Annotated in this window: 21 protein-coding genes; 7 read left to right on the top strand and 14 right to left on the bottom strand. The window is 72.4% G+C overall.

What is annotated here, in order from left to right; translation table 11 throughout:
* Window positions 1–5: 5 nt before the first annotated feature.
* Window positions 6–2,030 carry a tetratricopeptide repeat protein gene (locus CLV63_RS12050; RefSeq protein WP_170134208.1) on the bottom strand — a complete coding sequence of 675 codons (2,025 nt, stop codon included), beginning with the start codon at window positions 2,028–2,030 and terminating at the stop codon, window positions 6–8.
* Between the two features lie 832 nt (window positions 2,031–2,862).
* On the opposite strand from CLV63_RS12050, the gene CLV63_RS12045 reads away from it, so the two are divergent.
* Entirely contained in the window at window positions 2,863–4,305 is a 1,443-nt protein-coding gene (locus CLV63_RS12045; RefSeq protein WP_106583064.1) for a sodium/glutamate symporter, read from the top strand.
* 22 nt (window positions 4,306–4,327) lie between these two features.
* Here CLV63_RS12045 and CLV63_RS12040 read toward each other — a convergent pair whose 3' ends face one another.
* From CLV63_RS12040 to CLV63_RS33190, 3 genes are all read right to left on the bottom strand, one after another.
* Window positions 4,328–5,014, bottom strand: a complete 687-nt coding sequence (locus tag CLV63_RS12040; RefSeq protein WP_106583063.1) for a helix-turn-helix domain-containing protein — start codon at window positions 5,012–5,014, stop codon at window positions 4,328–4,330.
* Window positions 5,015–5,186: 172 nt separating this feature from the next.
* Entirely contained in the window at window positions 5,187–6,467 is a 1,281-nt protein-coding gene (locus CLV63_RS12035; RefSeq protein WP_106583062.1) for a L,D-transpeptidase, read from the bottom strand.
* 183 nt (window positions 6,468–6,650) lie between these two features.
* Window positions 6,651–7,064: a hypothetical protein gene (locus CLV63_RS33190; RefSeq protein ID WP_170134207.1), complete on the bottom strand. Its 414-nt coding sequence runs from the start codon at window positions 7,062–7,064 to the stop codon at window positions 6,651–6,653.
* Window positions 7,065–7,165: 101 nt separating this feature from the next.
* Between CLV63_RS33190 and CLV63_RS12025 the strand changes: the two genes are divergently transcribed.
* Both CLV63_RS12025 and CLV63_RS12020 read left to right on the top strand, forming a co-directional pair.
* The gene (locus CLV63_RS12025; protein ID WP_106583061.1) at window positions 7,166–7,567 is read left to right on the top strand and encodes a hypothetical protein; all 402 of its coding nucleotides are present in this window, start codon (window positions 7,166–7,168) and stop codon (window positions 7,565–7,567) included.
* A 250-nt stretch (window positions 7,568–7,817) separates the two neighbouring features.
* Window positions 7,818–8,828, top strand: a complete 1,011-nt coding sequence (locus tag CLV63_RS12020; protein WP_245928751.1) for a C40 family peptidase — start codon at window positions 7,818–7,820, stop codon at window positions 8,826–8,828.
* 34 nt (window positions 8,829–8,862) lie between these two features.
* Here CLV63_RS12020 and CLV63_RS12015 read toward each other — a convergent pair whose 3' ends face one another.
* The 8 genes from CLV63_RS12015 to CLV63_RS11980 form a co-directional block, all read right to left on the bottom strand.
* Complete coding sequence (locus CLV63_RS12015) at window positions 8,863–10,062, bottom strand: trypsin-like peptidase domain-containing protein (RefSeq protein WP_106583060.1); 1,200 nt, start codon at window positions 10,060–10,062, stop codon at window positions 8,863–8,865.
* Window positions 10,052–10,393, bottom strand: coding sequence for a CU044_2847 family protein (locus tag CLV63_RS12010; protein WP_106583059.1), 342 nt, complete (start codon window positions 10,391–10,393; stop codon window positions 10,052–10,054). The genes CLV63_RS12015 and CLV63_RS12010 overlap by 11 nt, the downstream gene beginning before the upstream one ends.
* A gap of 65 nt (window positions 10,394–10,458) precedes the next feature.
* On the bottom strand, window positions 10,459–12,186 hold the full coding sequence (locus CLV63_RS12005; protein WP_106583058.1) for an adenine deaminase C-terminal domain-containing protein: 1,728 nt from the start codon (window positions 12,184–12,186) through the stop codon (window positions 10,459–10,461).
* On the bottom strand, window positions 12,183–13,145 hold the full coding sequence (locus tag CLV63_RS12000; RefSeq protein ID WP_106583057.1) for a nucleoside hydrolase: 963 nt from the start codon (window positions 13,143–13,145) through the stop codon (window positions 12,183–12,185). Before CLV63_RS12000 ends, CLV63_RS12005 begins: the two co-directional genes overlap by 4 nt.
* Window positions 13,142–14,188 (bottom strand): ABC transporter substrate-binding protein, encoded by a 1,047-nt coding sequence (locus tag CLV63_RS11995; RefSeq protein ID WP_245928750.1) that lies wholly within the window; start codon window positions 14,186–14,188, stop codon window positions 13,142–13,144. Before CLV63_RS11995 ends, CLV63_RS12000 begins: the two co-directional genes overlap by 4 nt.
* A complete protein-coding gene (locus CLV63_RS11990; protein ID WP_106583056.1) occupies window positions 14,185–15,201 on the bottom strand; it encodes an ABC transporter ATP-binding protein in 1,017 nt (338 codons plus the stop codon). The genes CLV63_RS11995 and CLV63_RS11990 overlap by 4 nt, the downstream gene beginning before the upstream one ends.
* 27 nt (window positions 15,202–15,228) lie before the next feature.
* Entirely contained in the window at window positions 15,229–16,017 is a 789-nt protein-coding gene (locus CLV63_RS11985; RefSeq protein ID WP_106583055.1) for an ABC transporter permease, read from the bottom strand.
* Complete coding sequence (locus CLV63_RS11980; RefSeq protein ID WP_245928749.1) at window positions 16,014–16,841, bottom strand: ABC transporter permease; 828 nt, start codon at window positions 16,839–16,841, stop codon at window positions 16,014–16,016. Before CLV63_RS11980 ends, CLV63_RS11985 begins: the two co-directional genes overlap by 4 nt.
* Window positions 16,842–17,010: 169 nt before the next feature.
* Between CLV63_RS11980 and CLV63_RS11975 the strand changes: the two genes are divergently transcribed.
* Both CLV63_RS11975 and merB read left to right on the top strand, forming a co-directional pair.
* Window positions 17,011–18,000 carry a LacI family DNA-binding transcriptional regulator gene (locus CLV63_RS11975; protein WP_106583054.1) on the top strand — a complete coding sequence of 330 codons (990 nt, stop codon included), beginning with the start codon at window positions 17,011–17,013 and terminating at the stop codon, window positions 17,998–18,000.
* 95 nt (window positions 18,001–18,095) lie between these two features.
* The gene (gene merB / locus CLV63_RS11970) at window positions 18,096–18,812 is read left to right on the top strand and encodes an organomercurial lyase (RefSeq protein WP_106583053.1); all 717 of its coding nucleotides are present in this window, start codon (window positions 18,096–18,098) and stop codon (window positions 18,810–18,812) included.
* A gap of 36 nt (window positions 18,813–18,848) precedes the next feature.
* Here the strand turns inward: merB and CLV63_RS11965 are convergent, their stop codons facing one another.
* Window positions 18,849–19,598: a S1 family peptidase gene (locus CLV63_RS11965; RefSeq protein WP_106583052.1), complete on the bottom strand. Its 750-nt coding sequence runs from the start codon at window positions 19,596–19,598 to the stop codon at window positions 18,849–18,851.
* A 236-nt stretch (window positions 19,599–19,834) separates the two neighbouring features.
* Between CLV63_RS11965 and CLV63_RS11960 the strand changes: the two genes are divergently transcribed.
* Together CLV63_RS11960 and CLV63_RS11955 are read left to right on the top strand one after the other, a co-directional pair.
* Entirely contained in the window at window positions 19,835–20,167 is a 333-nt protein-coding gene (locus CLV63_RS11960; protein ID WP_106583051.1) for a PadR family transcriptional regulator, read from the top strand.
* A complete protein-coding gene (locus tag CLV63_RS11955; RefSeq protein WP_106583050.1) occupies window positions 20,164–21,129 on the top strand; it encodes an HAAS signaling domain-containing protein in 966 nt (321 codons plus the stop codon). Before CLV63_RS11960 ends, CLV63_RS11955 begins: the two co-directional genes overlap by 4 nt.
* Window positions 21,130–21,269: 140 nt before the next feature.
* Here CLV63_RS11955 and CLV63_RS11950 read toward each other — a convergent pair whose 3' ends face one another.
* Window positions 21,270–22,352, bottom strand: coding sequence for a type I restriction endonuclease (locus CLV63_RS11950; protein ID WP_106583049.1), 1,083 nt, complete (start codon window positions 22,350–22,352; stop codon window positions 21,270–21,272).
* Between the last annotated feature and the right edge of the window lie 143 nt (window positions 22,353–22,495).

The raw sequence follows: 22,495 nt of genomic DNA, 5'->3' as shown, positions 1-22,495 counted from the left end.
CGATGTCATTCCGGCCGAGGCCGCCGCAGCTCCTGGAGCGCCTCGCGGGTCCTGCGCGTGCCCGGGTGGTCGGCGCCGAGCACCTGCCGCTGGGCCTGTGCGACGGCGGCGAACTCCGCTGCCGCGCGGTCGGCCGCGCCGCGCTCGGCGGCGGCCCGGGCCCGTTCGTACCGCGAGGCGAGGGTCTGCGGGTGCAGAGGACCGAGAACGTCGTCGAGGACCTCCGCGACAGTGCGGAACGACTCCTCGGCCTCCTCGGCGTTGCCGCGGGCCAGCGACACCCGGCCCAGTTCGTGCCGGGAGATCATGGTGCCGATGTCGCGCGGCCCGCGCGCGTGCTCCCGGAGCCGCACGACCTCGCGGAGCTGCCGCTCGGCCGCCGCGAGGTCGCCCTGCTCGAAGGCGATGAGAGCGCGGCCGTGGCGCCCCGTCCACAGGTGCCAGCCGAGGACGCCGGACTCCTCCATGGCCTCGACGGCGCGGTACTGCGCTTCGGCCTCGGCCCAGTCGCGGCGCTGGATCGCGATCCGGCCCAGTTCGTGCCGGATGAGCAGCACACCGGGGTGCTCCGGGCCCTGCGCCCGTGCCCAGTCCCGCAGCAGGGCGCGGAAGCGGGTATCGGCCTCGTCGAGGGAGCGGCGCTCCAGCGTGCTGAACGCCAGCCCGAACCGCGCGTCCAGCGTCAGCGGATGGGCGGCGCCGAGCTCGCGCTCGCGGACCGCGCATACGCCGCGGTAGGCGGCCTGCTCCACGGCGAGGTCGTCACCACCGGGGTGGGAGACCAGCGCGTGCACCGCTGCGGCGACAGCGAGCCCGTCGGCGCCGAGGCGCTCCCTGGTGACCTCGGCGACCAGGGGGTGCAGTGCCACGGTCGCCACCCCGGCCGACTCGCGGACGTCGAGGAGGCCGTGGGCGCGCAGGCCGTTGACCGCGCGGTCGAGTGACCAGCCGGTCAGCTCCTCGGGGCCGGTGTCGACGATGCCGCCCCGAAGGGCCGAATGCGGCAGCCGCCCCCAGGGCACCTCCACGCCGTCGGCGCCGAGGAACGACAGCACCTGGAGCAGCGCGGGCGCCTGCGGGATCTCGGGCCGGAGCAGGTCGAGCGAGAGTGCCCACACCCCGCCGAGCATCCGTCGTTCGGGTCGTCGCCCGTCGCCGCGGGCGGCGAGGACGGGGGCCGCCAGTGCGTCCAGTTCACGCAGGGAGCGGCCGAGTACCGCCAGGACGTCCTCGTAGCGGGAGGACCCGGTGCGGTACTCCTGGAGGACGCCGCCGATGAGGCGCAGCGCCAGCGGGATGCCGCCGACCCGGCGCGCGGCCTCCCGCACCGCGTCGGGCAGGTCGTCGGGATCGGGGCCGCCGGCGTGGTCGGACAGGACCCGGACGCTGTCGCGCTCGTCCAGCGGCCCGACCTCCAGCAGCAGCGCCGGACGCCAGAGCTCCGGTCGGCCGACGCGGGTGGTCGCCATCGTGAGTCCAGCGCGGCTGCCGCGGATCCACGCGTCGCCGTCACCGGGTCGCCGCCCGCCGCAGAACTCCACCGGCTCGTCGACGTTGTCGAAGACGAGCAGCCACGGGTGCGGCGCGGCGTGCAGATGGCGCCACACCCACCGTTGCGCCGCGGTCGGTGTCGCCTTCGACCGCTCGGCCTCCGCAAAGGAGGCGCCGAGTTCGACCGCGACCCGCAGCATGGCGTCGAGAGCCGCTTCCGGCCGGATCCAGAACACCGCGATCCCGTGTTCCGCGGCGTGGTCGGCGACCGACTGGGCCGCGGCGGTCTTGCCGCATCCGCCCAGCCCGTGCAGGACGCGGACGAGCCCGTCGGGGCGGTCCAGTGCGCCGGTCAGCTCCGCGAGCAGCGCGTCGCGGCCGCGGATCGGCGTGCCCGACCGCGGTGCGTCGAGGGAGACGTCCGCCAATGTGCCGTCGCGCCCGCGGCCGTGGAGGTGGATCCCGCCGTGGACCTCGCCGACCTGGACGACCTGACCGCTCACGTCGCCGTGCGCGGCGTTCTGCTGGCGCTCGTGCATCGGGCCTTCCCAGGGGATCCGGAACCGCATTCACTCCACTGCATCCACCGCCGGGACGTCAACGGCGGGTGCGTAACGTCCGCTCCGGGCGGGTGGTGCGCGGGGGTGGGAATGGTCGGGTGCGGGGATTCCCGTACGCGCGGAGGTCGCGGGGGAATTCCGTTGCCGCGGTGGAATTCGCGGTTCCGCGGGCACCGCGCGGCCGCGCCCGGAGAATGCGCGCGGAAAACGCGCCGATCCGTCATTCGTCCGACGTTTTTCATCCCACCTCTTCAATTGCGAAAAACCGGTCGGCGCCGAGGCCGCGGCGGCCCCGAATCGGTCGTGTAACAGCGCTGCACCAGTCCCGTTAAGCGTCCTATGCGAAAAACCGGTGGACCCGGGACATATGCCAGGATCATCGGGCACGCGCCAAGGAACATGGCCGGTGGAATACCCCGACCACCCGCGCTCCGCACCGCATGCCATTCACCGCCCCTCGGCGAATGGCGCGGCGCGGGACGTCTCGGCCAATAGGGAACAGCCCATGCTCGACAAGCGCCGGAAGGACACGGGGCGCACGACCGGTTCCGCGATGTCCTTCCCTGGTCCCGTTCCGCGGCGCGAGCCCTCGTGCCGTCCTCGATCCGGCGCCCGCCGCGGCCACCGCGGCGATCAGCGCCCTGGTGCCGCGGCGGAGCCCGCGGCACCGGCACAGCGATGCACCGACACGCCCCCTGCCCCGTGCGCGCCCGCATGACCCCGTAGCTCCGCCGGGGAACGGCGGCCGAGGCGGTGCGGAGCAGTACGCAGCGCAGGCCCGCCTACCAGGCAACCACCAGTGAGGTTTCGCATGTTCGCCCTGTTCACGGCGCTCGCCCTTGTCCTCCTCGGGATACTGCTGGTCACAGCCAAGCTCATCTGGGTGCGGTGGCGCCTGCCGCGAAGACTGTTCGTGCCGAGTTCGATCATCGGCGGCTGCATCGCGCTGCTCCTCGGTCCGGACGTGCTCGGCCGGATCGCGCCGCTCCTGGGTGCGGGGATGCTCGGCAACGGCCTGTTCGGGGCGGACGTCGTCGCCGTGTGGCGGCTGCTGCCCGAACTGCTGATCACCGTCGTGTTCGCCGGGCTGTTCCTCGGCCGCCGGCTGCCCCGGATCGCCGACGCCGCCCGGATCGCCGGCCCGCAGGTGACCTTCGGGTTCATGCAGTGCGCCGGGCAGTACGTGGTGGGCCTCCTGCTGGCGATCCTGGTCCTGGGCCCCGTGTTCCAGCTGCCCGCGATGAGCGGGGTGCTGATCGAGGTCGGCTTCGAAGGCGGGCACGGCACCGCCGCGGGGCTCGGCGACACCTTCGCCCGCGCCGGCTTCGCCGAGGGCCACGACCTCGCCGTGGGCATGGCGACCTTCGGCCTGGTGTCCTCGATCATCATCGGCATCGCCCTCATCAACTGGGGTGTGCGCAAGGGCGAGACCGCCGAGCTCTACGTCGGCGGCACGCGGCACGTGAACCAGCAGATGGGGCGGGTCGAGGGCGGACAGGGCGGCCTTGGCGCCATGTGGCGGGTGCCGCGGGCGTCGATCGCGCCGTTCCTGCTGCACGTGCTGTTCATCGGGATCGCGATCCTCATCGGCCAGGGGATGCTGTCGGGGCTCCGCGCGCTGGAGCGGGCGGTCTGGATCGACTCCGTCGAGCTGTTCGCCTACATCCCGCTGTTCCCCCTCGCGATGATCGGCGGCATCGCGCTCCGGTTCGTCCTCGACCGGGTCTCGCCGCGGGACCTCGTCGACCAGGAGACGACCCTGCGGATCCAGGGCTTCACGCTGGAGGTCCTCATCATCGCCGCCCTCGGTTCGCTCTCCCTGTCGGTCCTCGCCACGAACATCGTCCCGTTCCTGATCCTGGCCGTCGCGGGCCTGATCTGGTGCGTCGGTTCGTTCCTGCTGCTCGGGCCGCGGATGCTGCCGTCCTACTGGTTCGAGCGGGGTATCGGCAACTTGGGGCAGACGCTCGGCACCAGCGCCACCGGCCTCCTGCTGATGCGCATCGCCGACCCCGGCCTGAAGACCCCGGCGTTCGAGGCGTTCGGCTACAAGCAGCTCGCGGTCCAGCCGTTCTTCGGCGGCGGGCTGATCACCGCGATCCAGATCCCGCTGATCCTCCAGTACGGCCCGAACGTGCTCCTGCTGGCGTCGACGGCCCTGCTCGCGGTCACGCTCCTGCTCGGACTGCTGGTCTTCGGCCGGATGCGGCCCGGCGCCGACGAGCGCAGCCGGTCGGAGTCCGCCGCGACCTGAGGCGCGGCGCTCCGGGCACCCGTCAGGCGGCAGGGCCGCCGTCGGGTGCCCCGCGGGCGGTGATGCGGCGGCCGCTGATGGTGACGGGCACGACCCGGACAACGGTGTCCCGGTCCGCTCCGGCCCAGGAGCGGACCGGGACCGCGGGCGGCCCGTCCCCGGCGCCGACGCGCTCGGCGCGCCCGCTGACGAGCACGCTCCACCCCTCGCTCATGGCGCCGTCGAGCCGGTCGACCTGGAATGACGCGGCATCGGGGAGATGCGTGGCGATGACGCCGCAGGCGGACGTGCGGAACACGATCGCGGCGTCGGCGACCGCGTAGTTCACGGGCAGCACCGTGGGCGCCGGGCCGCCGGGGACGGTGAAGGCGATCCGCCCCACGCCGCCGGGCGCGATGAGCGCCTGGCACTCCGCCGTGCTCAGCGTCCGCAGCTCGGGCGCAGGGACGGCCGTCGACGCGGTGCCGGGCGGCACCTCGGAGTCGGCGCCGAGGAGGTGCTCCGGCGAGGTCCGCAGGGCGTCGGCGAGCCGGTTCAGCGACCACCGGCTGAGCAGCGGCGGGTGCTCCTCGACGTAGGCGACGTAGCCCGCCGCCATCCCGGCGTGCGCGGCGACCTCCTCGCGCGACAGGCCGAGCTCGGCGCGGCGCCGGGCCACCCGGCGGCCGATGTCGCCGGGGGCGGCGCCCGGTTCGTGTGCGTGCTGCATCGTGGCGCTCCCGAGGGACGGTGGTCGGGCCCTGCCCACCGATCTTCGCGCAGGTCGGCGCGCCGGTCGGGGAGCCACGCTGGGCGCCCTGCCGCCGCGCCCCGGCGAGCGCGTGCGTGACGGGGGAGTGGTGCGGGGCGCCGCGGGCCCGGCCGGGCCCGCGGCGTGCGCGTCACCCGCCGTGCGGCGAGCCCGGCGTCCCCGCCTTCGAGGTGTCGTCGGCCTCGCCGGTGGCGCTCTCATTCAGCCACTCGTCCCAGGAGCGCTGCCAGTAGCCCCACCCGTTGTCGACCTCCAGTTCGCGGTCGGTGTTCTCCACGATCAGGGGGTCGCCCATCACCGAGTTGTCGTAGAACCACTTGGCGTCGGCGACGGCGAGGTTGGGGCAGCCGTGGGTCAGGTTCGCCTGGCCGAGGCTGCCGTTCCACGGGGCGGCGTGGGTGAACTCACCGCTGTTGGAGAAGCGGACCGCGTAGTCGACCTCCAGCTTGTAGTAGTCGGGGTGGCCCTTGGGCACGCCCACCGTGGCCGAGTCCATGGTGAGCCTGTCGTACTTCTCCATCGTGAGGTGGGTGCCGCTGGTCGTCGTGTAGGCGCGGGTGCTGGCCTTGCCGATGCTGGTGGGGAAGTCCTTGACCTGTTCGCCGTCGCGCTCGACGGTCATGCGCTTGGTATCGCTGTCGATGGTGCTGATCTGGGAGCGGCCGACCTCGAACGACAGCTGGTGGTTCTTGGTGCCGTAGGCGCCCTTGGCGGCGGGGACGCCCGCGAGGCGCATGTCGACGGTGACCTTCTGGTTCGGCTCCCAGTACTCCTTGGGCCGGAACACCGCGGTCTTGTCGCCGAACCAGTTCCACGCGCCTTCGGCCGGCTGCTCCGATGTCACCTCCATCGCCGACTCGACCCGCTCCTTGTTCTCCACGGGGAGGTCGAAGTTCACGATGACGGGCATGCCCACGCCGACGGTGTCCCCGCTGGAGGGGAAGTTGGACTTCAGCTCAAGGCGCCTGCCCTTGGTGGCTTCGCGCGTGGCGAACTCGCTGACGACCTCGGTCTCCTCGTCGTCGGGTGTCGTTGCCGTGGCGGTGACGGTCACATCGGAGCCGGGGTGCAGGGTCCAGTCGCTCCGCCACTCGGTCTTGTCCTTGGTGAAGCTGCCGGTCATCTCGTCGGCGCCCGCGTCCTTCCGCCCGCCGATGTCGACGGCGACGTCGGTGAGCGTGGCACCGTCGTCGGCCTTGACGACGACGGGCAGGTCGGGGCGGACCTTCGTGGCGCCGTCCTCGGGGGTGATGCGGACCTTGGCGGCGGGTTCGGCCGGGGCGGCGGTCTCCTCCGAGTTCGACGTGCCGGCGTCGGGGTCGGAGCAGGCCACAACGGTGGCGAGGGCCGCGAGCGCGGCCAGGCGGGCGGCGGCCCGCCGGGCGGAGGGGGCATGGGCGGTGTCGGGCATGGTCTCTCCGTGCGGTCGTTCAGAGGCGGCCACGGCCGGGTGCGGGCGGACGTGGCGCGGGCAAGGGGACGGCGGTCGCGGGCGCGCCGGAGGCGGGCCGGGCACCGGGACGGCGCGGGCGCGCGGACCGGCGGGCCGCGGCGGGCGCGCCTCAGCGGCGCGCGGGGCTCGCTCTACGGCCTGCTAGACGCGTTGCACGCACAGGGCGGTGCGCAGCCGGGTCCAGGTGCGCGCGGGCGGGGGCGGGCGCCGGCCGCGCCACGGGGCGATGGGGGTGCGGACCGCCCACACCAGGACGGTGAACACCGTCGCGAACCCGAGCAGTGCGATGACGGACGCGGCGGGGGCGCGGTTGTCGACGCCGACACCGGAACCGGCCTGGCACGCGTGCGCCGCCGCGCTGTCGTCGTCGCGGTCGTCGCGGTCGGCGGTGTCGGCGGCCGCCGCCGGAGCGGCAGTGGCCGGCGCGGCGGGCTCGTCGGCCGCCGCCGTCGCGGGGGCGCCGAAGCAGAGCGAGCACACGAACTGGGCGATGAACAGCATCGAGACGACGATCCGCGCTTCGGACCGCCGCCTCCTCGTCGCCATTCGTACCACGGCTGAACTGTACCCAATGCCCACAGGTCGTCCGGCACCACTGAACTGGGACGGAACGCGGACCAACCGGAACGGCCGCCGCATTGTGTACCCTTCCGAACGTGTCCGAGCACACCGCCTCCGTCCTGCGGCGCCCCCTGATCAGGGGCGTGCTGCTGCTCGTCGCGGTCTGCATGTACCTGCTGTGCTCCCTCTGCCTCGCCGATGGCAGCCACGCCTCGACCGCGGCCGAGCCCGCCGCGGCCACGGCGTCCACCGCGTCCGCCGCCCCGGCGGCGCACGGCCACGGCACCGCGCACGAGTGCGACTCCAGCGGTGCGGCGGCCGAGCAGCGCGCGGCCCCGCCTGCGCTGTTCCTGCCCGCCCTGGCGGGCGTGCTCGTCGCGGGCGGGCTGTGGCTGGCCCGCGCCGAGCCGCGGATCCGGAGCCCGTTCCTGCGGTACGGGCCGCGGCGCCACGGCGCGGCCCCGCTGCTGGTGACCCTCTGCATCAGCCGGGTCTAGACCGGCCCTTCCCGCGCAGTGACACAGCGCGACCGGTTCTGACGCGTCCGTGATCCGCCGGCCCGCCCGCGGGCCGCGCCCGATCAGCGCCGCGGTCCCGCCGCGGTCGCCGACACCGCTCCCGGCCGCGCCCCACCCGCGCCGCGTACCGCCTGCCCCCGCTGCGGGCGGGCGTGCGCCCGTGTCGCCTGCGCCGGACAACGGCCGCCCTTTTCCCGGATCACCTCGCCATTGAGGAGTGCAGTTTCCCGTGACCGAGAACACCCGTTCACCCATGCGCCGGCGGATCACCGCCGGACTCGGCCTGGCCGCCGCGACCGGCCTGGTCCTGCCGGTCGGCACCGCCAACGCGGAGCCCGAGCCGTCGCGCGCCGACGTCGAGAAGCGCGTGGACAAGCTGACCAAGCAGTCCAGCGCCATCGTCCAGGACTACAACCAGGCGAAAGAGGACCTCAAGGTCGCCGACAAGCGGGTCTCCGACCTCGACGACCAGGTCGGAGAGGAGGAGGACCGGTACGAGCGGCTGCGCAAGACGGTCGCGGGGTTCGCCAGCGCGAGCTACCGCAACAGCGACCTCGACGCCCCCTCATCGGCCCTCACCATCGACAAGCCCGAGGACCTGCTCGACCGCAACGCGGACATCGACTACCTGTCGAAGAACCAGAAGACGCAGCTCGACGAGTTCACCGGTTCCAACGAGCGGCTGATCAAGCTCAAGAAGGAGGCCGAGGACAAGCAGAAGAAGGCGGACAAGGACCGCAAGGCCCTGAAGAAGGACAAGGAGAAGGTCCAGCGGAAGCTGGACGAGCAGGAGGAGGTCCTCGCCGGCCTCGGCGGGAACGGCGGTTCCTCCGCCGGGCAGGGGCAGTCGAGCGGGAACGGGGCCTCCTACAACGGATCGGCCTCCGGCAACGCGCGCACGGCGCTGGACTTCGCCTACGGCAAGGTCGGCACCCCCTACGTCTGGGGCGGGACCGGTCCCAACGGCTACGACTGCTCGGGGCTGACCCAGGCGGCCTGGAAGGCCGCGGGGGTGTCCATCCCGCGGACGACCTACGCCCAGTACGAGATGCCGAACAAGGTGTCCCGGGGCGAGCTCCAGCCGGGCGACATCATGTTCTTCTTCGATGACATCGGGCACAACGGCCTCTACGCCGGCAACGGCAAGATGGTGCATGCGCCGAGCAGCGGGAAGACGGTCGAGGTCGTCGACCTCGCGGCCTACTGGGACGGCCAGTTCAAGGGCGCCGTCCGCCCGTGACCCCCGCCCCGCGCCGCCGCACGGCGGCGCGGGACTACCCGAGGACCTCGTCGACCTCGCCCTGGACCCTCTTGATGAGGGAGGTGACGGCCCACCCACTGCTGCGGCCGGTCATCAGGCCCTTGGCGGGACCGCGCCCCGAAAGGTGGACGCGGTCCTCGGTGTAGCTCGCCTGGCCTTGGGCGACGAACCGGGTCTCGTGTGACACGTCGAGCAGGTTCGTCCGCATCGACGCGTAGGGGACGAACACGGATTCCTCCATCGCCAGGGAGCGCGTGTGGTAGCGCATCCCCTTGGTGGTGAACGCGATGAACGCGTACGACGGCCAGAACCCGGAGAAGTCGTTGACCGCGAGCACGGATTCGCTGCTGCCGGTCAGCGTCTTCCGGGCCCGTGTGAGCAGCCGTGCGGGGATGTCCGGTGCCGCGTGGAGGTCGCTGTCGCTTGCGGACATCTCGCCGAACCTGCGCGCAAGCCGGTCGATCAGCCGTTCGTGGCTGCGCAGCCGGTCGGGCAGGGGTGATGGGAACAGGGCGGTCGTCCACAGCCGGTGCTCGTCGCCGCTGGGCGGGTTCTCCGCGGCCACGGCCTTCAGGACGGGGTGTGCGCGTGTCGCGGCGTCGAGCGAAGCCCATGGCACGAGGTAGTGGTCGGTCCCGTTCGTCGCGACCATCCACCCGACCACCGGCATCGGATTCTGCTGTGAGGCGCCGTAGACGGGGCCGCCGCTGTTGCCCGGACCGATGCCGCCCCCCTGGCCCTTGAGGTAGGAGGCGTCGTCCGGGCCGGCGCGGCCGGCGGCCTTGAACGCCGTCGGGATGGGGTTCCGGGACGATCCGCCAACGGTAGGGAACCCCGTGGTGTGCAGGGCGTTCTCGGGCGAGACGGGTCCCGTGGACAGCATCGCCCATGTGCTGCGCTCGTAGCCGTCCACGGTGAGGACCGCGAGGTCGGGGAACCGGGTCGGCAGGTCGGGGAACACCTCCCTGCCGTTGGCGAAGACCGACTCGACGCGGGCCGTCAGCGTGCTGCCGTCGCCGAGTGCGAGCCGGGCGCGCGACGCTCCGGCCAGGACGTGGGAACAGGTGAACAGCCGGTTCCGGGTGACGAAGAACGCGGTCCCGTGCGGGGAGCGCGTCCCGGGGTTGTCGAAGAGCGGGGCGACCCGCACTGTGGCGGACCGGACGAGGAACTCAACGGAGGCCGATTCGGGTGGGGGAGGGTCAGCCGCCATCGGCCGCTCCCCAGTCCAGTGTCACCTTGAGATCGCACCGGCCGTCGAGGTCGACGAGCATGGCGGTCGCCTTTCCGGCGGCGATCTTCACCTGGGCGCCGAATTCCAGTTTCACGCGATCCGGCGACGCGGCCTTGACGGCACCCGACACGAGCTGGGCGAACTCGCCGAGGGAGGCGACGAAGTCCTCGGCCGAGAACCGCGTGGCGGCGACCTCGCGCAATCCGTGGTCGGTGTGGGCGACCACGAAGATGCTGCGGCCGTCGCCGAGGTCGAGTTCCACGGGCTGGGGGTTTCCGCGGGCCGGTTCGGCGCCGCCGAGTTCCGTCACTCGACCAGCTTATGGCGGCTTCCAGTCGGCGAACAGTGCGCTCCGGCGAATTCCTGCGCCGCCCCTCAGCCCAGTGTCGGCGGCTCCCACGCACGCTCGACGACCCGGACCAGGCCCCGATCGGTGATCTTGACCTGGGGCGACACCGCGAGCGTGAGCGTCGACACGCTCATGAACACGTTGCGGTTGCGCCATCCCCAGGCGCGCAGCGCCGCGCGGAGCGCCGCGCCGTCCCGGGCGACCTCGTCGGCGGACCGCTCCGACATCACGCCGCCGATCGGCAGCGGCAGCAGGACGGGGTCGGCGCCGCCGATCGCTGCGCACATGCCGCCGCCGGCCCCGATGACCGCGTTCACGGCCGTCAGCAGCGCCGCGCCGTCGGTCGCGATGGCGGTGAGGTTGTGGCTGTCGTGGGCGTAGGTCCCGGCGTAGGCCCCCGCGCCCAGGTCGTGGCCGACCACCGGCGCCGCCGACATCGTGGCGCGGCCGGTGTGGCGCTCCAGCACGGCGACGACGGCGGTGCGCCCCTCCCAATCGACGACGCCATCGCGGACCGGCAGCACGACCTCGGCCGGTTCGGTGTAGGTGTCGACCTCGTTGACGCGCAGTGCGCGGAAGACGTGCTCGCCGTCGGGCAGGTCCACCCGCCACAGCAGGTCGTCCGCCCCGCGCGGCCCCAGGTGCACGGTGTCCGCGAAGGGGTTTCCGGTGGGCGCGGCCGGCGCCGCGTCCACGGGCCGCCCGCCGCGGCCGTGCACAGCGCCCCCGGCGATCACCGCAGCGGGGGTGAGGTCCGTGAGGGAGCGCAGCAGTACCAGGTCGGCGCGCTTACCAGGGCTCACCACCCCGCGGTCGTGCAGGCCGAGCCGGTGCGCGGGGTGCACCGTCAGCGCCCGCAGCACGTCGATCGGCGCCATCCCGCGGTCGAGGGCGACATGGCCGACGCGGTCGAGGTGCCCGGATTCGAGGATGGCGTCGGCGGCGACGTCGTCGGTGACCAGACACAGGTCCGGCAGGTGCGGCAGGGCGAGCAGCGCGTCGACGACCTCGGGGGTCAGGCACTTCTCCTGGAGCATCAGCAGCATGCCCAGCCGCGCCTTCTCCACGGCGACCTCGGCGGTGTTCTTGCAGTGGTCGGAGTCGATCCCCGCCCACAGGTACTCGTTCAGGTCGCGGCCGGAGAGGTTGGGGCAGTGGCCGTCGAGGCGGACACCGCGGGCGCGGGCGGCCGCGACGATGCCGCGCATCCGCGGGTCGCCGGAGACGACCGCTCGGTAGTCCATGACCTCGCCGAGCGTGGTCACGCCGTCCCAGCCGAGCATCGCGTCGATGTCCTCGGCGCTCAGTTCCGCACCGGCGGTCTCGAACCCGGCGAGCGCGGGGACGCACGAGGGGACGGCCCAGCGCATCGTCTGCGCCGTGCCGCGCCCCTGCTCGATCATCCACGCCTGGGCGGCGCGCCCGGCGACGTTGACGATCTCGTGGGCGTCGGCCAGCACGGTGGTGGTGCCCCGCGGCAGGGTGATGCGCGCGAACTCGCGCGGCGCGAGCAGCGAGCTCTCGATGTGCATGTGCGCGTCGATGTACCCGGGCGCGACGATGAGCCCGGTCGCGTCGAGCACCTCGGCGGCCTCGACCGGTGTGCCGGGGGGCAGCACGGCCCGGATGGTGTCGGCGGCGACGGCGACGTCGGCGGCCCAGACCTCCCCGGTCTGCACCGACAGCACACTGCCGTTGCGGATGAGCAGGTCGACGGGGTCGGAGAAGGGCACGTCGGGTTCCTCGGTCGTCATGTGCCGGCCGGCGGCCGCGGGGCGGCGCCGTACCCGGCGAGGCGGTCGGCGAGCAGGCGGGTGAAGCGGGCGGCGTCGACCCCGAGGGCGACGCGCACCGCGCGCGTGCGCTCCGGCCGGCGCAGGTCGGCCACCAGGGCGCCGCGGGTGACCGCGCCGTCGCACTCGACCGTCGCGGACCCGCTCTCGTAGTCGAGCAGCCCCGGGTCGGCGACCGCGGTGACGGCGAGCGCGTCGTGCACCGGCGCCGCGGCGACGCCGAAGCGTTCGCCGTAGCGCAAGGCGAACCCGCGCAGCAGCGTCCCCGCGGCGGCGGCAGCGGCGCCCGGCAGCGCGGCGAGCCGGTCGGCCTCCTCCAGCGGGACCAGGGCGGCGCGCGTGACGTCGAGCCCGACGATCCGCACCGGCAGCCCCGATTCCAGGACGGTGCGGGCGGCCTCGGGGTCGGCGAAGAAGTTGAACTCGGCGGCGGGCGTGATGTTGCCCTGGCAGTGGGCGGCGCCGCCCATGACCACGATCTCGCGCAGCGCCGCCCCCGCCTCGGGGCGGTGGGCGAGCATCGCCGCGACGTTCGACAGCGGGCCCAGCGCGACCAGGGTCAGCGCGCCGGGCGCGGCGAGCGCCTGCGCGGCGAGCCATTCCGGTGCGCCCTCGGCCGCGGCCCGGCCCGAGTCGGGGAGGTCGAGCCCGCCGAGGCCGCCCGCGCCGTGGATCGGCTCGTCGGGGATGCGCTCGGGCCGCGCGACAGGGCCGGCCAGCCCCGCGACGAAGGGCAGGTCGGCGCGGGCGGCGGCGAGGTCGAGCACCCGGGCGGCGTTGCGGGTGGCGTGGGTGAGGGAGGTGTTGCCCGCGACCGTCGTCACGCCGCGGACGTCCAGTTCCGGGGACGCCAGTGCGTACAGCAGCGCGATGGCGTCGTCGACGCCGGGGTCGCAGTCGATGAGGACCGGCGTGCTCACGAGGCGACCTCCTCCACGAAGCGGTCGAGCCAGGCCGTGCGCTCGTCGGCGAGGCGCTCCAGGTCGCCTTGGTGGTAGCCGTTCCCGGTCGGGTCGACGGCCGAGTCCCCGGCGACCTCGGTCATCAGCTCGGTGACCTCGGCGTCGGGGTGGACCGGCTTGTCGTAGATGACCTCGGCCACCTCGGACTGGACCTGCGGGTCGAGCATGAAGTCGATGAACTTCGCGGCACCGGCCCGGTTCGGCGCGCCGGACACGATCTGGGCGGTGTTGGCGGTCATCACCCGCCCCTCGTCGGGCACAGCGAAGCCGATGGGCCGGCCGGACTCCACGGCGTCCATCGCGAAGTTGTCCAGGCCGGGCGCCATCGCGACCTCGCCCCGCTCCAGCAGGCTGGTGAGCTCGGTGGTCTGGGTGTAGAACTGCATCGCGCCGGGACCGGCCGCAGCGAGCCGCTCGAACCCGGCGTCGGTGTCGGCGGGGCCCGAACCGTAGGTCTCGGCGGTCGCCTCGACCAGCATGGGCCCGGCCGAGACCGCGATGTCGGGCAGCGCGTACCCGCCGGGGACCGCCGACCCGTACAGGGCGTCCCACGACTCGGGCGGCCGCTCGACCATGTCGGTGCGGTACATCAGCCCGAGGAGCTGGAAGGTGTAGGCGGGGCCGTAGCCGTCGGGGTCGACCGCCCACGGGGCGATGTCTTCGACAGCGGGGACCTCGGCCGGGCCCACCTTCTCGAACAGGCCCATGTCCTTGCCGATCTGGGCGTAGAAGTCGGAGATGAGCACCAGGTCGGTGTCCGGCCGGTCCTTGTTGATCCGGAGCTTGGTCAGCCGGGTGGCGTTGGTGCCGGTGTCCAGCACCACCTTGATCCCGGTGGCCTCCTCGAACGGTTCCCCGATGACCCGCATGAAGTCCTCGGTCGCGAAGGCGAAGGTGCTCACCACCAGGGTGTCGGTGTCGTTCTCGCGGGTAGCGGCGCACGAGGTCAGCGCCATGGTGACGGCGAGGGCCCCGGCCGCCGCGGCGGCGGCCCGCCTCACCGCGCACCCGCCGGGGCGGTCTCCGCCAGCACCACCAGGCGGTGCCGGGGCAGCACGACCCGCACGGCGTCGCCCGGCCGGAAGTCGTCCCCGGGGTGCACGGAGGTCACGCGGTCGGCACCGACGGCCGCGCCGACCAGGCAGTGGCTGCCCTGGTAGGTGACGTCCGTGACCGTCCCGGCGAGTTCGGCCCCGTCGGGCCCGCCCGCGGCGTCCCCCGCCGGGGACAGCACGACGTGCTCGGGCCGGATCGTCACCGGGCCGGTGCCGGGGACGTCGAGGAAGTTCTCGTAGCCGAGGAACTCGGCGACGAAGCGGTTGGCCGGGGCGGGGAACACCTCGCGCGGATCGCCCTCCTGCTCCAGCCGCCCCTCGTTGAGGATCACCATGGTGTCGGACAACTGGAGCGCCTCGTCCTGGTCGTGGGTGACCAGGACGGCGGTCACCCCGGTTTCGCGCTGCACCCGGAGGAGCTCCTGGCGCATCTGCACGCGCAGCCGGGCGTCGAGGTTGGACAGCGGCTCGTCCAGCAGCAGCACCGACGGTTCGATGGCGACGGCGCGCGCCAGCGCGACACGCTGCTGCTGGCCGCCCGACAGCTCGCCGGGTTTGCGCCCGGCGGCGTGGGACAGCCCCACCAGCTCCAGCGCCTCGCCCGCGCGCCGTTGCACCTCGGCGGCGCCGAGCCTGCGGGCGCGCAGCCCGAAGGCGACGTTGTCGGTGAGCGACATGTGCGGGAACAGGGCGTAGGACTGGAACACCATGCCGATGTTGCGGCGCTCGGGCGGCGTCGCCGTGGCGTCCGCGCCCTCCAGCAGGATGCGCCCTGACGTCGGCCGGATGAATCCGGCGATCATGCGCAGGGTCGTCGTCTTGCCGCACCCGCTCGGGCCGAGGAGCGTCGTGAAGCTGCCGCGCTCGACGCTCAGGTCGAGGCCGTCGACCGCGGCGACACCGTTCTTCGCGCCGCCGAAGCGCCGCCCCACGCCGTCGAGCCGGACTACAGGTGTCATATCTCGGTGCCTCCTTGAACCCGGCCGCTAACGGCCGAAGACCTTGTTGAATCCGACGAGGCGCTCGGTGAGCAGGGCGACGCCCACGCTGAGGGCGAGCAGCACGACGCTGACGGCGGCGACCACCGGGTCGAATGAGGACTGCACGTAGTTGAGCATCTCGACCGGCAGTGTCGCCACGCCGGGGCCGGTCAGCAGCAGTGACAGCGGGACGTTGTTGAGCGAGGTGATGAACGCCAGGATCGTGGCCGAGACGATCCCGGGACGCATGACGGGCAGTGTGACCGTGAAGAAGGTGCGGACCGGACCGGCGCCCAGGCCGCGGGCGGCCTCCTCCAGCTTCGGATCGGCGAGCGCCAGCGACGCGCCGACGACCCGGACCGTGTAGGGCAGCAGCAGGACGGTGTGGCCGATGATCAGCGTACCCAGCGCCGTGATGTGCAGACCCACCATGAGCTGCTGGAACAGCGCCAGCCCGAGGACGAGTTCCGGAACGATGATCGGGGTCATGAACAGGTTCTCGACCAGGGCGCGCCCCGGAACGGATCCCCGTTGCAGTGCCAGCGTGGCGGGCACGCCGAGCGCCAGCGCGGCGAGGGTGGCGACCGCGCCGATGACGAGGCTGGTGACCAGGGCGTCGGTGAAGGGCCGGTACGCCGCCGCGGCGGCGAACCACCGCAGGGACAGCCCTTCGGGCGGGAAGGTCAGCGTGCTGCCCGCGGTGAATGCCACCCCCAGCAGGATCACCACGGGGCCGAGCATGATGACGAACGCGATCGCGCACAGCAGCGACAGCAGCGGACGTTTCAGGATCATGAGGTGGTGCTTCCCCGCTTGCTCAGCCGGCCCGACAGCGCCGCTACCGCGAGCACCAGCACCGTCATGACCAGGGCCACGGCGCTGGCCGAGGGCCAGTCGAGGCTCACGTTGACCCTGCTGTAGAGCAGGGTGGACAGGATGCGCTCGCGCGGGCCGCCGAGGAGTTGCGGCGTGGTGAACGCCGTGACCGCACCGGCGAACACCAGGGTGCAGCCCACCAGCGCGCCCGGCAGTGCGAGCGGGAAGACGACCTGGCGGAACACCCGGCCGGGTGCGGCGCCGAGTCCGCGCGCCGCGTCCTCCAGCCGGGGGTCCTGCTGCGACAGGCTGGAGTAGCTGGACAGGATCATCAGCGGCAGGAACAGCTGCACCAGGCCGAGCACGATCGCGGTCTCGGTGTAGAGCAGCTGGACCTTGCCGAGGCCGAGGGCCTGCGACACCGTGCTGACCACGCCGTTGCCGCCGAGGACGACGATCCAGCCGTAGGTGCGCACGACGGTGTTGAGCATCAGCGGGAAGATCGCCAGCGCCAGCAGCTTGCCGGCCCATCGGGCGGGCGCCCTGGAGATGAGGTAGGCGGTGGGGAAGCCGAGGAGCAGGCAGATCAGCGTGGTCAGGACCGCCACGCGGATGCTCCTGGCGATGACCGGCAGCAGGTGGGGGTCGCTGAGCAGGGCCCCGGTCTCGCGTGCGACGGTCGCCGGGTCCCCGTCGGGCGGCGCCGCGAGCGTGACCACGACCGGGTAGAGGAACGCGAACAGCAGCACGGCCAGCCCGGGGAGCAGCAGTACGCGCATTGTGACGCGGCGGGTCACGTCCACCCCCGGAAGGTCGGCGCCCGAGCGTGCCGGAACGCGGATTGCATGGCTTACGAACAGGGGGGATGGCTGCAAGCGCTTCTGCAAGCGCTTGCAGCATCGTAGCCTGTGATCGCGCGCCCCGCCAGGCGGGAGCGGTACGGCGGTGCGGGGACGAGGCAAGGGAGCCGCAATGGCAGGGCTTGAGGACGTGGCGCGGCTCGCAGGGGTCTCCGCCTCGACGGTGTCCAGGGCCATGACCCGGCCCGACATGGTCTCGCCCCGCACACTGGAGCGCGTACGCGCCGCGGCGGAGCGGGTCGGCTTCCGCGCCAACCCCGCGGCCCGCGCCCTCACCACCGGGCGCACCGGGTTCCTGGCCATGCTCGTCCCCGGCCTGGACAACCCCTTCTACGCGGGCACCATCGCCGGCGCCCAGGCCATGGCGAAGGAGACCGGCCGGTGGCTCATCATCGCCGTCACCGACGGCTCGGCCGAACGCGAGGCCGCCGCCCTCAGCGAGCTCGAAGGCCAGGTCGACGGCTTCGTCCTGCTCATGCCCGTGGGTACGGCCGACGAACTGAAGCGGGTCAACGAGCGCAGGCCCGTCGTCGTCGTCAACCGCAAGGTCGGCGGCCTCACGTCCTACACCGTCGACACCCCCGGCGGGCTGGGCCGCATCCACGACCGCCTGGTCGAACTCGGCCACACCGACGTCGCCTACCTCGCCGGCCCGCCCGGGTCCTGGATGGACCGGCGCCGCAGGCAGACCCTCGCCGACCACGCGACACGGCCGGACCTGCGCATCCAGGTCTTCGGGCCGATGCGGCCGGAGTTCACCGAAGGCGCGGCCGCCGCCGACGCGGTCCGCGCGTCCGGCTGCACCGCGGCCCTCGCCTACAACAGCGCGGTGCTGCTCGGCCTGGTCTTCGAACTGAGCCGGCGCGGCGTGCGCGTGCCCGAGGACATCAGCGTCGCCGCGGCCGACGACATGGCCTTCGCCGACCTGCCCGGCACCCCGCTGGCGGCGGTCCGCGTGCCGGTCGCCGAACTGGGGGAGCGGGCGGTGTCGGCACTGGCCGCGACCATCGACGCGGAGCCCGGCACGCCGCGGCCGGCCAGCAGGACTCTGCCGACGGCGGTCCGCCTGGCCGGGTCCCTCGCCCCGCCGCCCCGGAGCTGACCCGGCCGCGCCCCGCGCCCGCGTTCAAGACAGCGGTGGGCGCCGCGCCCCATCCTGGACGCCGACCCCACCCGATCTCCGGCAGAGGACAGACGATGGCAGACAACGGCTCGGCGCAGTCGGCCGCCGACCGGACCGAGCAGGTCCGGCTGGCCGTCTACACGCGGTTCGCGAGCGACGGCCGGGCGCCCCGGCCCGCGGAGCTCGCCACCGACGTGGGACGCACCCCGGCGGAGGTCCGGCAGGAGTTCCGGCGGCTGCACGCGTCAAGGGACGTCGTGCTCGACCCGCACGACGGCGACCGCATCCTCATGGCGCACCCGTTCTCCGCGATCCCGCTCGGGTTCTCCGTCATGGGTGCGCGGACCCTGTGGTGGGGCGGCTGCGCATGGGACTCCTTCGCCATCCCGCACCTGGTCCCCGCCGAGCCCGAGGTCCTCGTCGCCACCGCCTGCCCCGGCTGCGGCGCGGCGCTCGCCTGGACGGTCGGCCGCGCGGCGCCGCCGGCGGGGGAGGGGGTCGCGCATTTCCGCACACCGGTCGCCGACGCGTGGCCGGACGTCGTGCGCACCTGCGCCAACCAGCGCCTGTTCTGCTCGACCGGCTGCGTGGCCGCCCTGGTGGCGCGCGACGGCGGCACGCGCGGCTACGTCATGGACCTGGCGACCCTGTGGCGGCTCGCCCGCGGCTGGTACGCGGGGCGCCTGGACCGCGGCTACGTCCGCCGCGAACCCGCCTCGGCCGCCGCCTACTTCGCGGACGCCGGCCTGCGCGGCCCGTTCTGGGGCCTGCCCACCGACGGGGGCGCCTGAGGGCCGCCGCGGGGGCGGCCGCCCCCGCCGGGGTGCTCAGGCGCCGACCGTGGCCCGGATCCAGTCCGCGTGCGCAGGGACGTCGGTCCAGACGCCGGGGCCGACGCAACTCGGGTCGGTCTCGGCGTCGCCGTCGCGGCTGGTCGCCCCGACCAGCTCCCACCGTCCCGGGCCGCCCTGGACCATGGGGCCGCCGGAGTCGTTGCTGCAACTCTGCGCCTCGCGCGTGGGGTGCTCGGAGCAGATGTCGCCCGCACCGTCGATTCCCGTGCACCGGTCATCGGCGGCGATCTCGGTGTCCAGCTCTTGCAAAATCTGCGGCGGGTTCGGGCATTCGCTCCCGTCCTCGCAGGTCATTCCCCAACCCATGATGCGGGCGGTGGACCCGGGGGCGCCGGACTCGGCGGCGATCCCGATCGGGCGCTCCTCGACCGGCGCGTCCAGCCGAATCAGCGCGATGTCGGAGCGCAGGTTCTCGGGGTCGGCGGTGTAGTCGGGGTGCGTGACGATCTGCGCGATGCCCCTCTCGCTGCCGCCCGAGGTGTTGTCGGCGCTGCCGACCCGCGCCGTGATCTGCTCGGCGTCGCCCGCGGTGCAGTGCCCGGCCGTCACCAGCCATTCCTTGTCGATGAGCGCGCCGCCGCAGTAGTGCACGCCCTTGTCGTCGCTCAGGCTGACCATGAACGGGTACTCCTCGGTGGCGTCGGTGCCCCCGATGATCGCGTTCGCCGGTGCGGCCCACGCCGCCGCGGCGAGGAACGCCGCCGCGCCCACCGCTCCCGCCATCGCCGAACGCCTCGTGCCGCCCCGGTGATTGCGGTCTCTGCTGCTGTCGCCCATGTGCCGTCCTCACTTCGTCGCCGCGGCGCCTGTGCACCGACCGGGACAAAGCTAGGAGCCCGGCCAGGGGCGGCACATGGACCGAAGGTGCCCGCCTGCCCCTGACGAAGGTCGGGTCCGCCCGTACCGAATGGGGCGTTGGACATTAGTGTGTGTCACACAGTATTGTGTGGCGCGTGAGTATGGCAGAAGTGATCCTCAGCCAGACCCAGGAGTTGCGCCGCGGCACGGTCGTCCTCGCCTGCCTGGCGCTGCTGGAGCGGCCGCAGTACGGCTACGCGCTGCTCGAAACCCTCAACGACGCCGGTGTCGCCGTCGACGGCAACACCCTCTACCCGCTGCTGCGCCGCCTGGAGAAGCAAGGGCTGCTCAGCAGCGAATGGAACACCGAGGAGTCCCGCCCGCGGAAGTTCTACCGGGTCAGCCCCGAAGGCTCCCGGGTGCGCACCGGCCTGGTGCGCGAGTGGCAGGACCTCGTCGACTCGATCGCGCGACTGACCCAGGAGAACCGATGAGCACGACCACACTGACCGAGCGCTACGTGCACGAGGTCGTCCGCCGCATCCCGGCCGGTCAGCGCGACGACGTCGCCGCGGAGCTGCGCGGGACGATCGCCGACACCGTCGAGGCCCGCGAACCGGCCGCCACTGACGAGGCAGAGCGCGACGTGCTCACCGAGATGGGCGACCCCGCCCTGCTCGCCGCGCGCTACGCGGACCGGCCGACCGTGCTGATCGGCCCCGACCTCTACCCCACCTACATCCGGGTCCTGGTCCTCCTGCTGACGGCCGTGCTCCCGGTGGTGACCGCCGTGGCCGTGGTACTCGACGTCATCGACGGCGCCGGCCTGGGCACGGTCATCGGCACCGGCATCGGCACGGTGATCACCGTCGGCGCCCAGATGGTCGCCTGGCTCACCGTGGTGTTCGCCCTGGTCGAGCGGGCCCAGGGGAGCGCGGCTCCGGAGCGCCGCGCCAGTCCATGGAGCCCCGACGACCTGCCCGAACACCGGCCGTCCGACAGAGGCGGGGTGGGGGCCTGCGCCGCCGCGATCGGCAACGCGCTGCTGATCGGGCTGATCGTCTGGCAGCACACCGCGGCGCCCTACCGTGCCGGCGGCGCGGGCGGCGACCGGCTCCAGGTGCTCGACCCGGGCCTGTGGTCGGGCTGGATCTGGCCGATCCTCGCCGGGCTGGCCGGTGTCGTGGTCCTCGAACTGGTCCGGGTCGCCGCGCGCGGCTGGACCGTGCAGCGGGCCGCCTGGTACGCGGCGGCCGAGGCGCTGTTCGCGCTGCCGCTGGCGTGGGTCCTGTACCGGCAGGAGTTCTTCAACCCCGCCTTCCTGACGGACTTCAACGGGGACTGGACCACGCCCGACTCGTTCTACACCGCCGCGGTACTGGTGGTCCTCGCGGTGAGCGCCGGAGCCGTGATCACGCGCTTCCGCGAGGCGCGCCCGTTCGCCGCCCGCGGCTGAGCCCCCCGCGGCGCCCCGGGGCACCCCCACGAGCAGGGCACCCCGCGCCCCGGGGAGTCCCACCAGTCTCCACCCACCCCCGTGCCCCATGGTGCCCGTCCCAGCCGTGAACCCATGCCCTGCGATTCGTCGCGCTCGTGCTAGGTCAGGTGGTTTCGTACCGCCTCGCGGATGGCTTCGGTGTGGAGGTAGATGTCATCGAGGGATTCGATAAGATGGCGATTCTCGTTCTTCTTGGCATCGAAGATACCGAGATACTTCTTTGACTTCCCATTGAAATGCAGCCGCGCGATCGTCTTCCGGTTGTTATCGTCCAGCAGGATGGCGAAATATGACTTGGAGTCGCGATGGGCGATCCGCTGAGGTTTCACTTCACTACAGGCGATCGCCTTGACGATCTGGTACCCCTCTAGCTCTTCGAGGGTGGTCTCGATCTTTGTGTCGCGGTCCAGGTCCTCCACGGCGACTTCATCGCTGCCGACGGGCTCCGCACCGGTCTCGGGGAAACTTGAGCCCAGTGCAGTCTTCAGTCGATCGTTCACCTGGTCGTTCACGTATTGGGAGGCTGCCTTCTTGACGAGCGGTGTGAACTGCTCGCGCACCTTCCTGGTGAACGAACCCTCGTAGACACGGTTCGTGAAGAACCTTATCCACTCATCGTCGGGCTCCCTGAACTGTGCTGCAAGCGTGCGCTTGATCTCGCCGATGTACTTCAGTTCGCCTGCCGCACTGATGATCGATTCAAGGTCGAAGGTTTCCTTCGTCAGCTTGCGCAGTTCCGGCAGCAGCGAGTAGTCAATGTCATTGAAGTCGAAGACCAGGAACGGCTTTTCATCCATTCTGTTCTGCGCATCGAGATCTGTGTAGAACTGGTAGGTGCCGCCGTTGGTGAGTACGGCGATCCGCGCGTTCGTTACAGCGAAGTATCGATAGAGTTGTGAGGCGTGCTCGATCCTGAGCGGCTCGCTCGACTTCTTGCATTCGATGAGGATCTGAACCTCGCCGTCGCGCATGATCGCATAGTCGATCTTTTCGCCCTTTTTTACGCCCACGTCGGCGGTGAACTCGGGTACCACCTCGTGTGGATCGAATATGTCGTAACCGAGGATCGTTGAGATGAACGGCATGATGAAGGCGTTCTTGGTGGCTTCCTCGGTCTGTATTCCATGACGCTGGTTCTGCAACTTCGCGGAAAGTGCAGCGATCTTGTCGTCAAATTCCATGTGGTACCTCCGCGACTGACTGATATTCGATTTATGCAACCGAGTGAGCCCTGTAGTCGCATTGAATCGGGATAGTCACGCGGTGTAACCGGCGCCGTTTTTCTGACACGGATCCGCAATGATGGTCCCCGGAGCTTCTCGTG

It is taken from the genome of Murinocardiopsis flavida, assembly GCF_003014485.1.
GTDB classification, from domain to species: domain Bacteria; phylum Actinomycetota; class Actinomycetes; order Streptosporangiales; family Streptosporangiaceae; genus Murinocardiopsis; species Murinocardiopsis flavida.
This window is presented reverse-complemented; position numbering and strand designations above follow the sequence as displayed.

What these genes read in the sequence shown, in the direction of transcription:
- CLV63_RS12050 (WP_170134208.1), bottom strand. Translation starts at nt 2,030, where the DNA reads ATGCACGAGCGCCAGCAGAACGCCGCGCACGGCGACGTGAGCGGTCAG.
- CLV63_RS12045 (WP_106583064.1), top strand. Translation starts at nt 2,863, where the DNA reads ATGTTCGCCCTGTTCACGGCGCTCGCCCTTGTCCTCCTCGGGATACTG.
- CLV63_RS12040 (WP_106583063.1), bottom strand. Translation starts at nt 5,014, where the DNA reads ATGCAGCACGCACACGAACCGGGCGCCGCCCCCGGCGACATCGGCCGC.
- CLV63_RS12035 (WP_106583062.1), bottom strand. Translation starts at nt 6,467, where the DNA reads ATGCCCGACACCGCCCATGCCCCCTCCGCCCGGCGGGCCGCCGCCCGC.
- CLV63_RS12015 (WP_106583060.1), bottom strand. Translation starts at nt 10,062, where the DNA reads ATGGCGGCTGACCCTCCCCCACCCGAATCGGCCTCCGTTGAGTTCCTC.
- CLV63_RS12005 (WP_106583058.1), bottom strand. Translation starts at nt 12,186, where the DNA reads ATGACGACCGAGGAACCCGACGTGCCCTTCTCCGACCCCGTCGACCTG.
- CLV63_RS11990 (WP_106583056.1), bottom strand. Translation starts at nt 15,201, where the DNA reads ATGACACCTGTAGTCCGGCTCGACGGCGTGGGGCGGCGCTTCGGCGGC.
- CLV63_RS11985 (WP_106583055.1), bottom strand. Translation starts at nt 16,017, where the DNA reads ATGATCCTGAAACGTCCGCTGCTGTCGCTGCTGTGCGCGATCGCGTTC.
- CLV63_RS11975 (WP_106583054.1), top strand. Translation starts at nt 17,011, where the DNA reads ATGGCAGGGCTTGAGGACGTGGCGCGGCTCGCAGGGGTCTCCGCCTCG.
- merB (WP_106583053.1), top strand. Translation starts at nt 18,096, where the DNA reads ATGGCAGACAACGGCTCGGCGCAGTCGGCCGCCGACCGGACCGAGCAG.
- CLV63_RS11965 (WP_106583052.1), bottom strand. Translation starts at nt 19,598, where the DNA reads ATGGCGGGAGCGGTGGGCGCGGCGGCGTTCCTCGCCGCGGCGGCGTGG.
- CLV63_RS11960 (WP_106583051.1), top strand. Translation starts at nt 19,835, where the DNA reads ATGGCAGAAGTGATCCTCAGCCAGACCCAGGAGTTGCGCCGCGGCACG.
- CLV63_RS11955 (WP_106583050.1), top strand. Translation starts at nt 20,164, where the DNA reads ATGAGCACGACCACACTGACCGAGCGCTACGTGCACGAGGTCGTCCGC.
- CLV63_RS11950 (WP_106583049.1), bottom strand. Translation starts at nt 22,352, where the DNA reads ATGGAATTTGACGACAAGATCGCTGCACTTTCCGCGAAGTTGCAGAAC.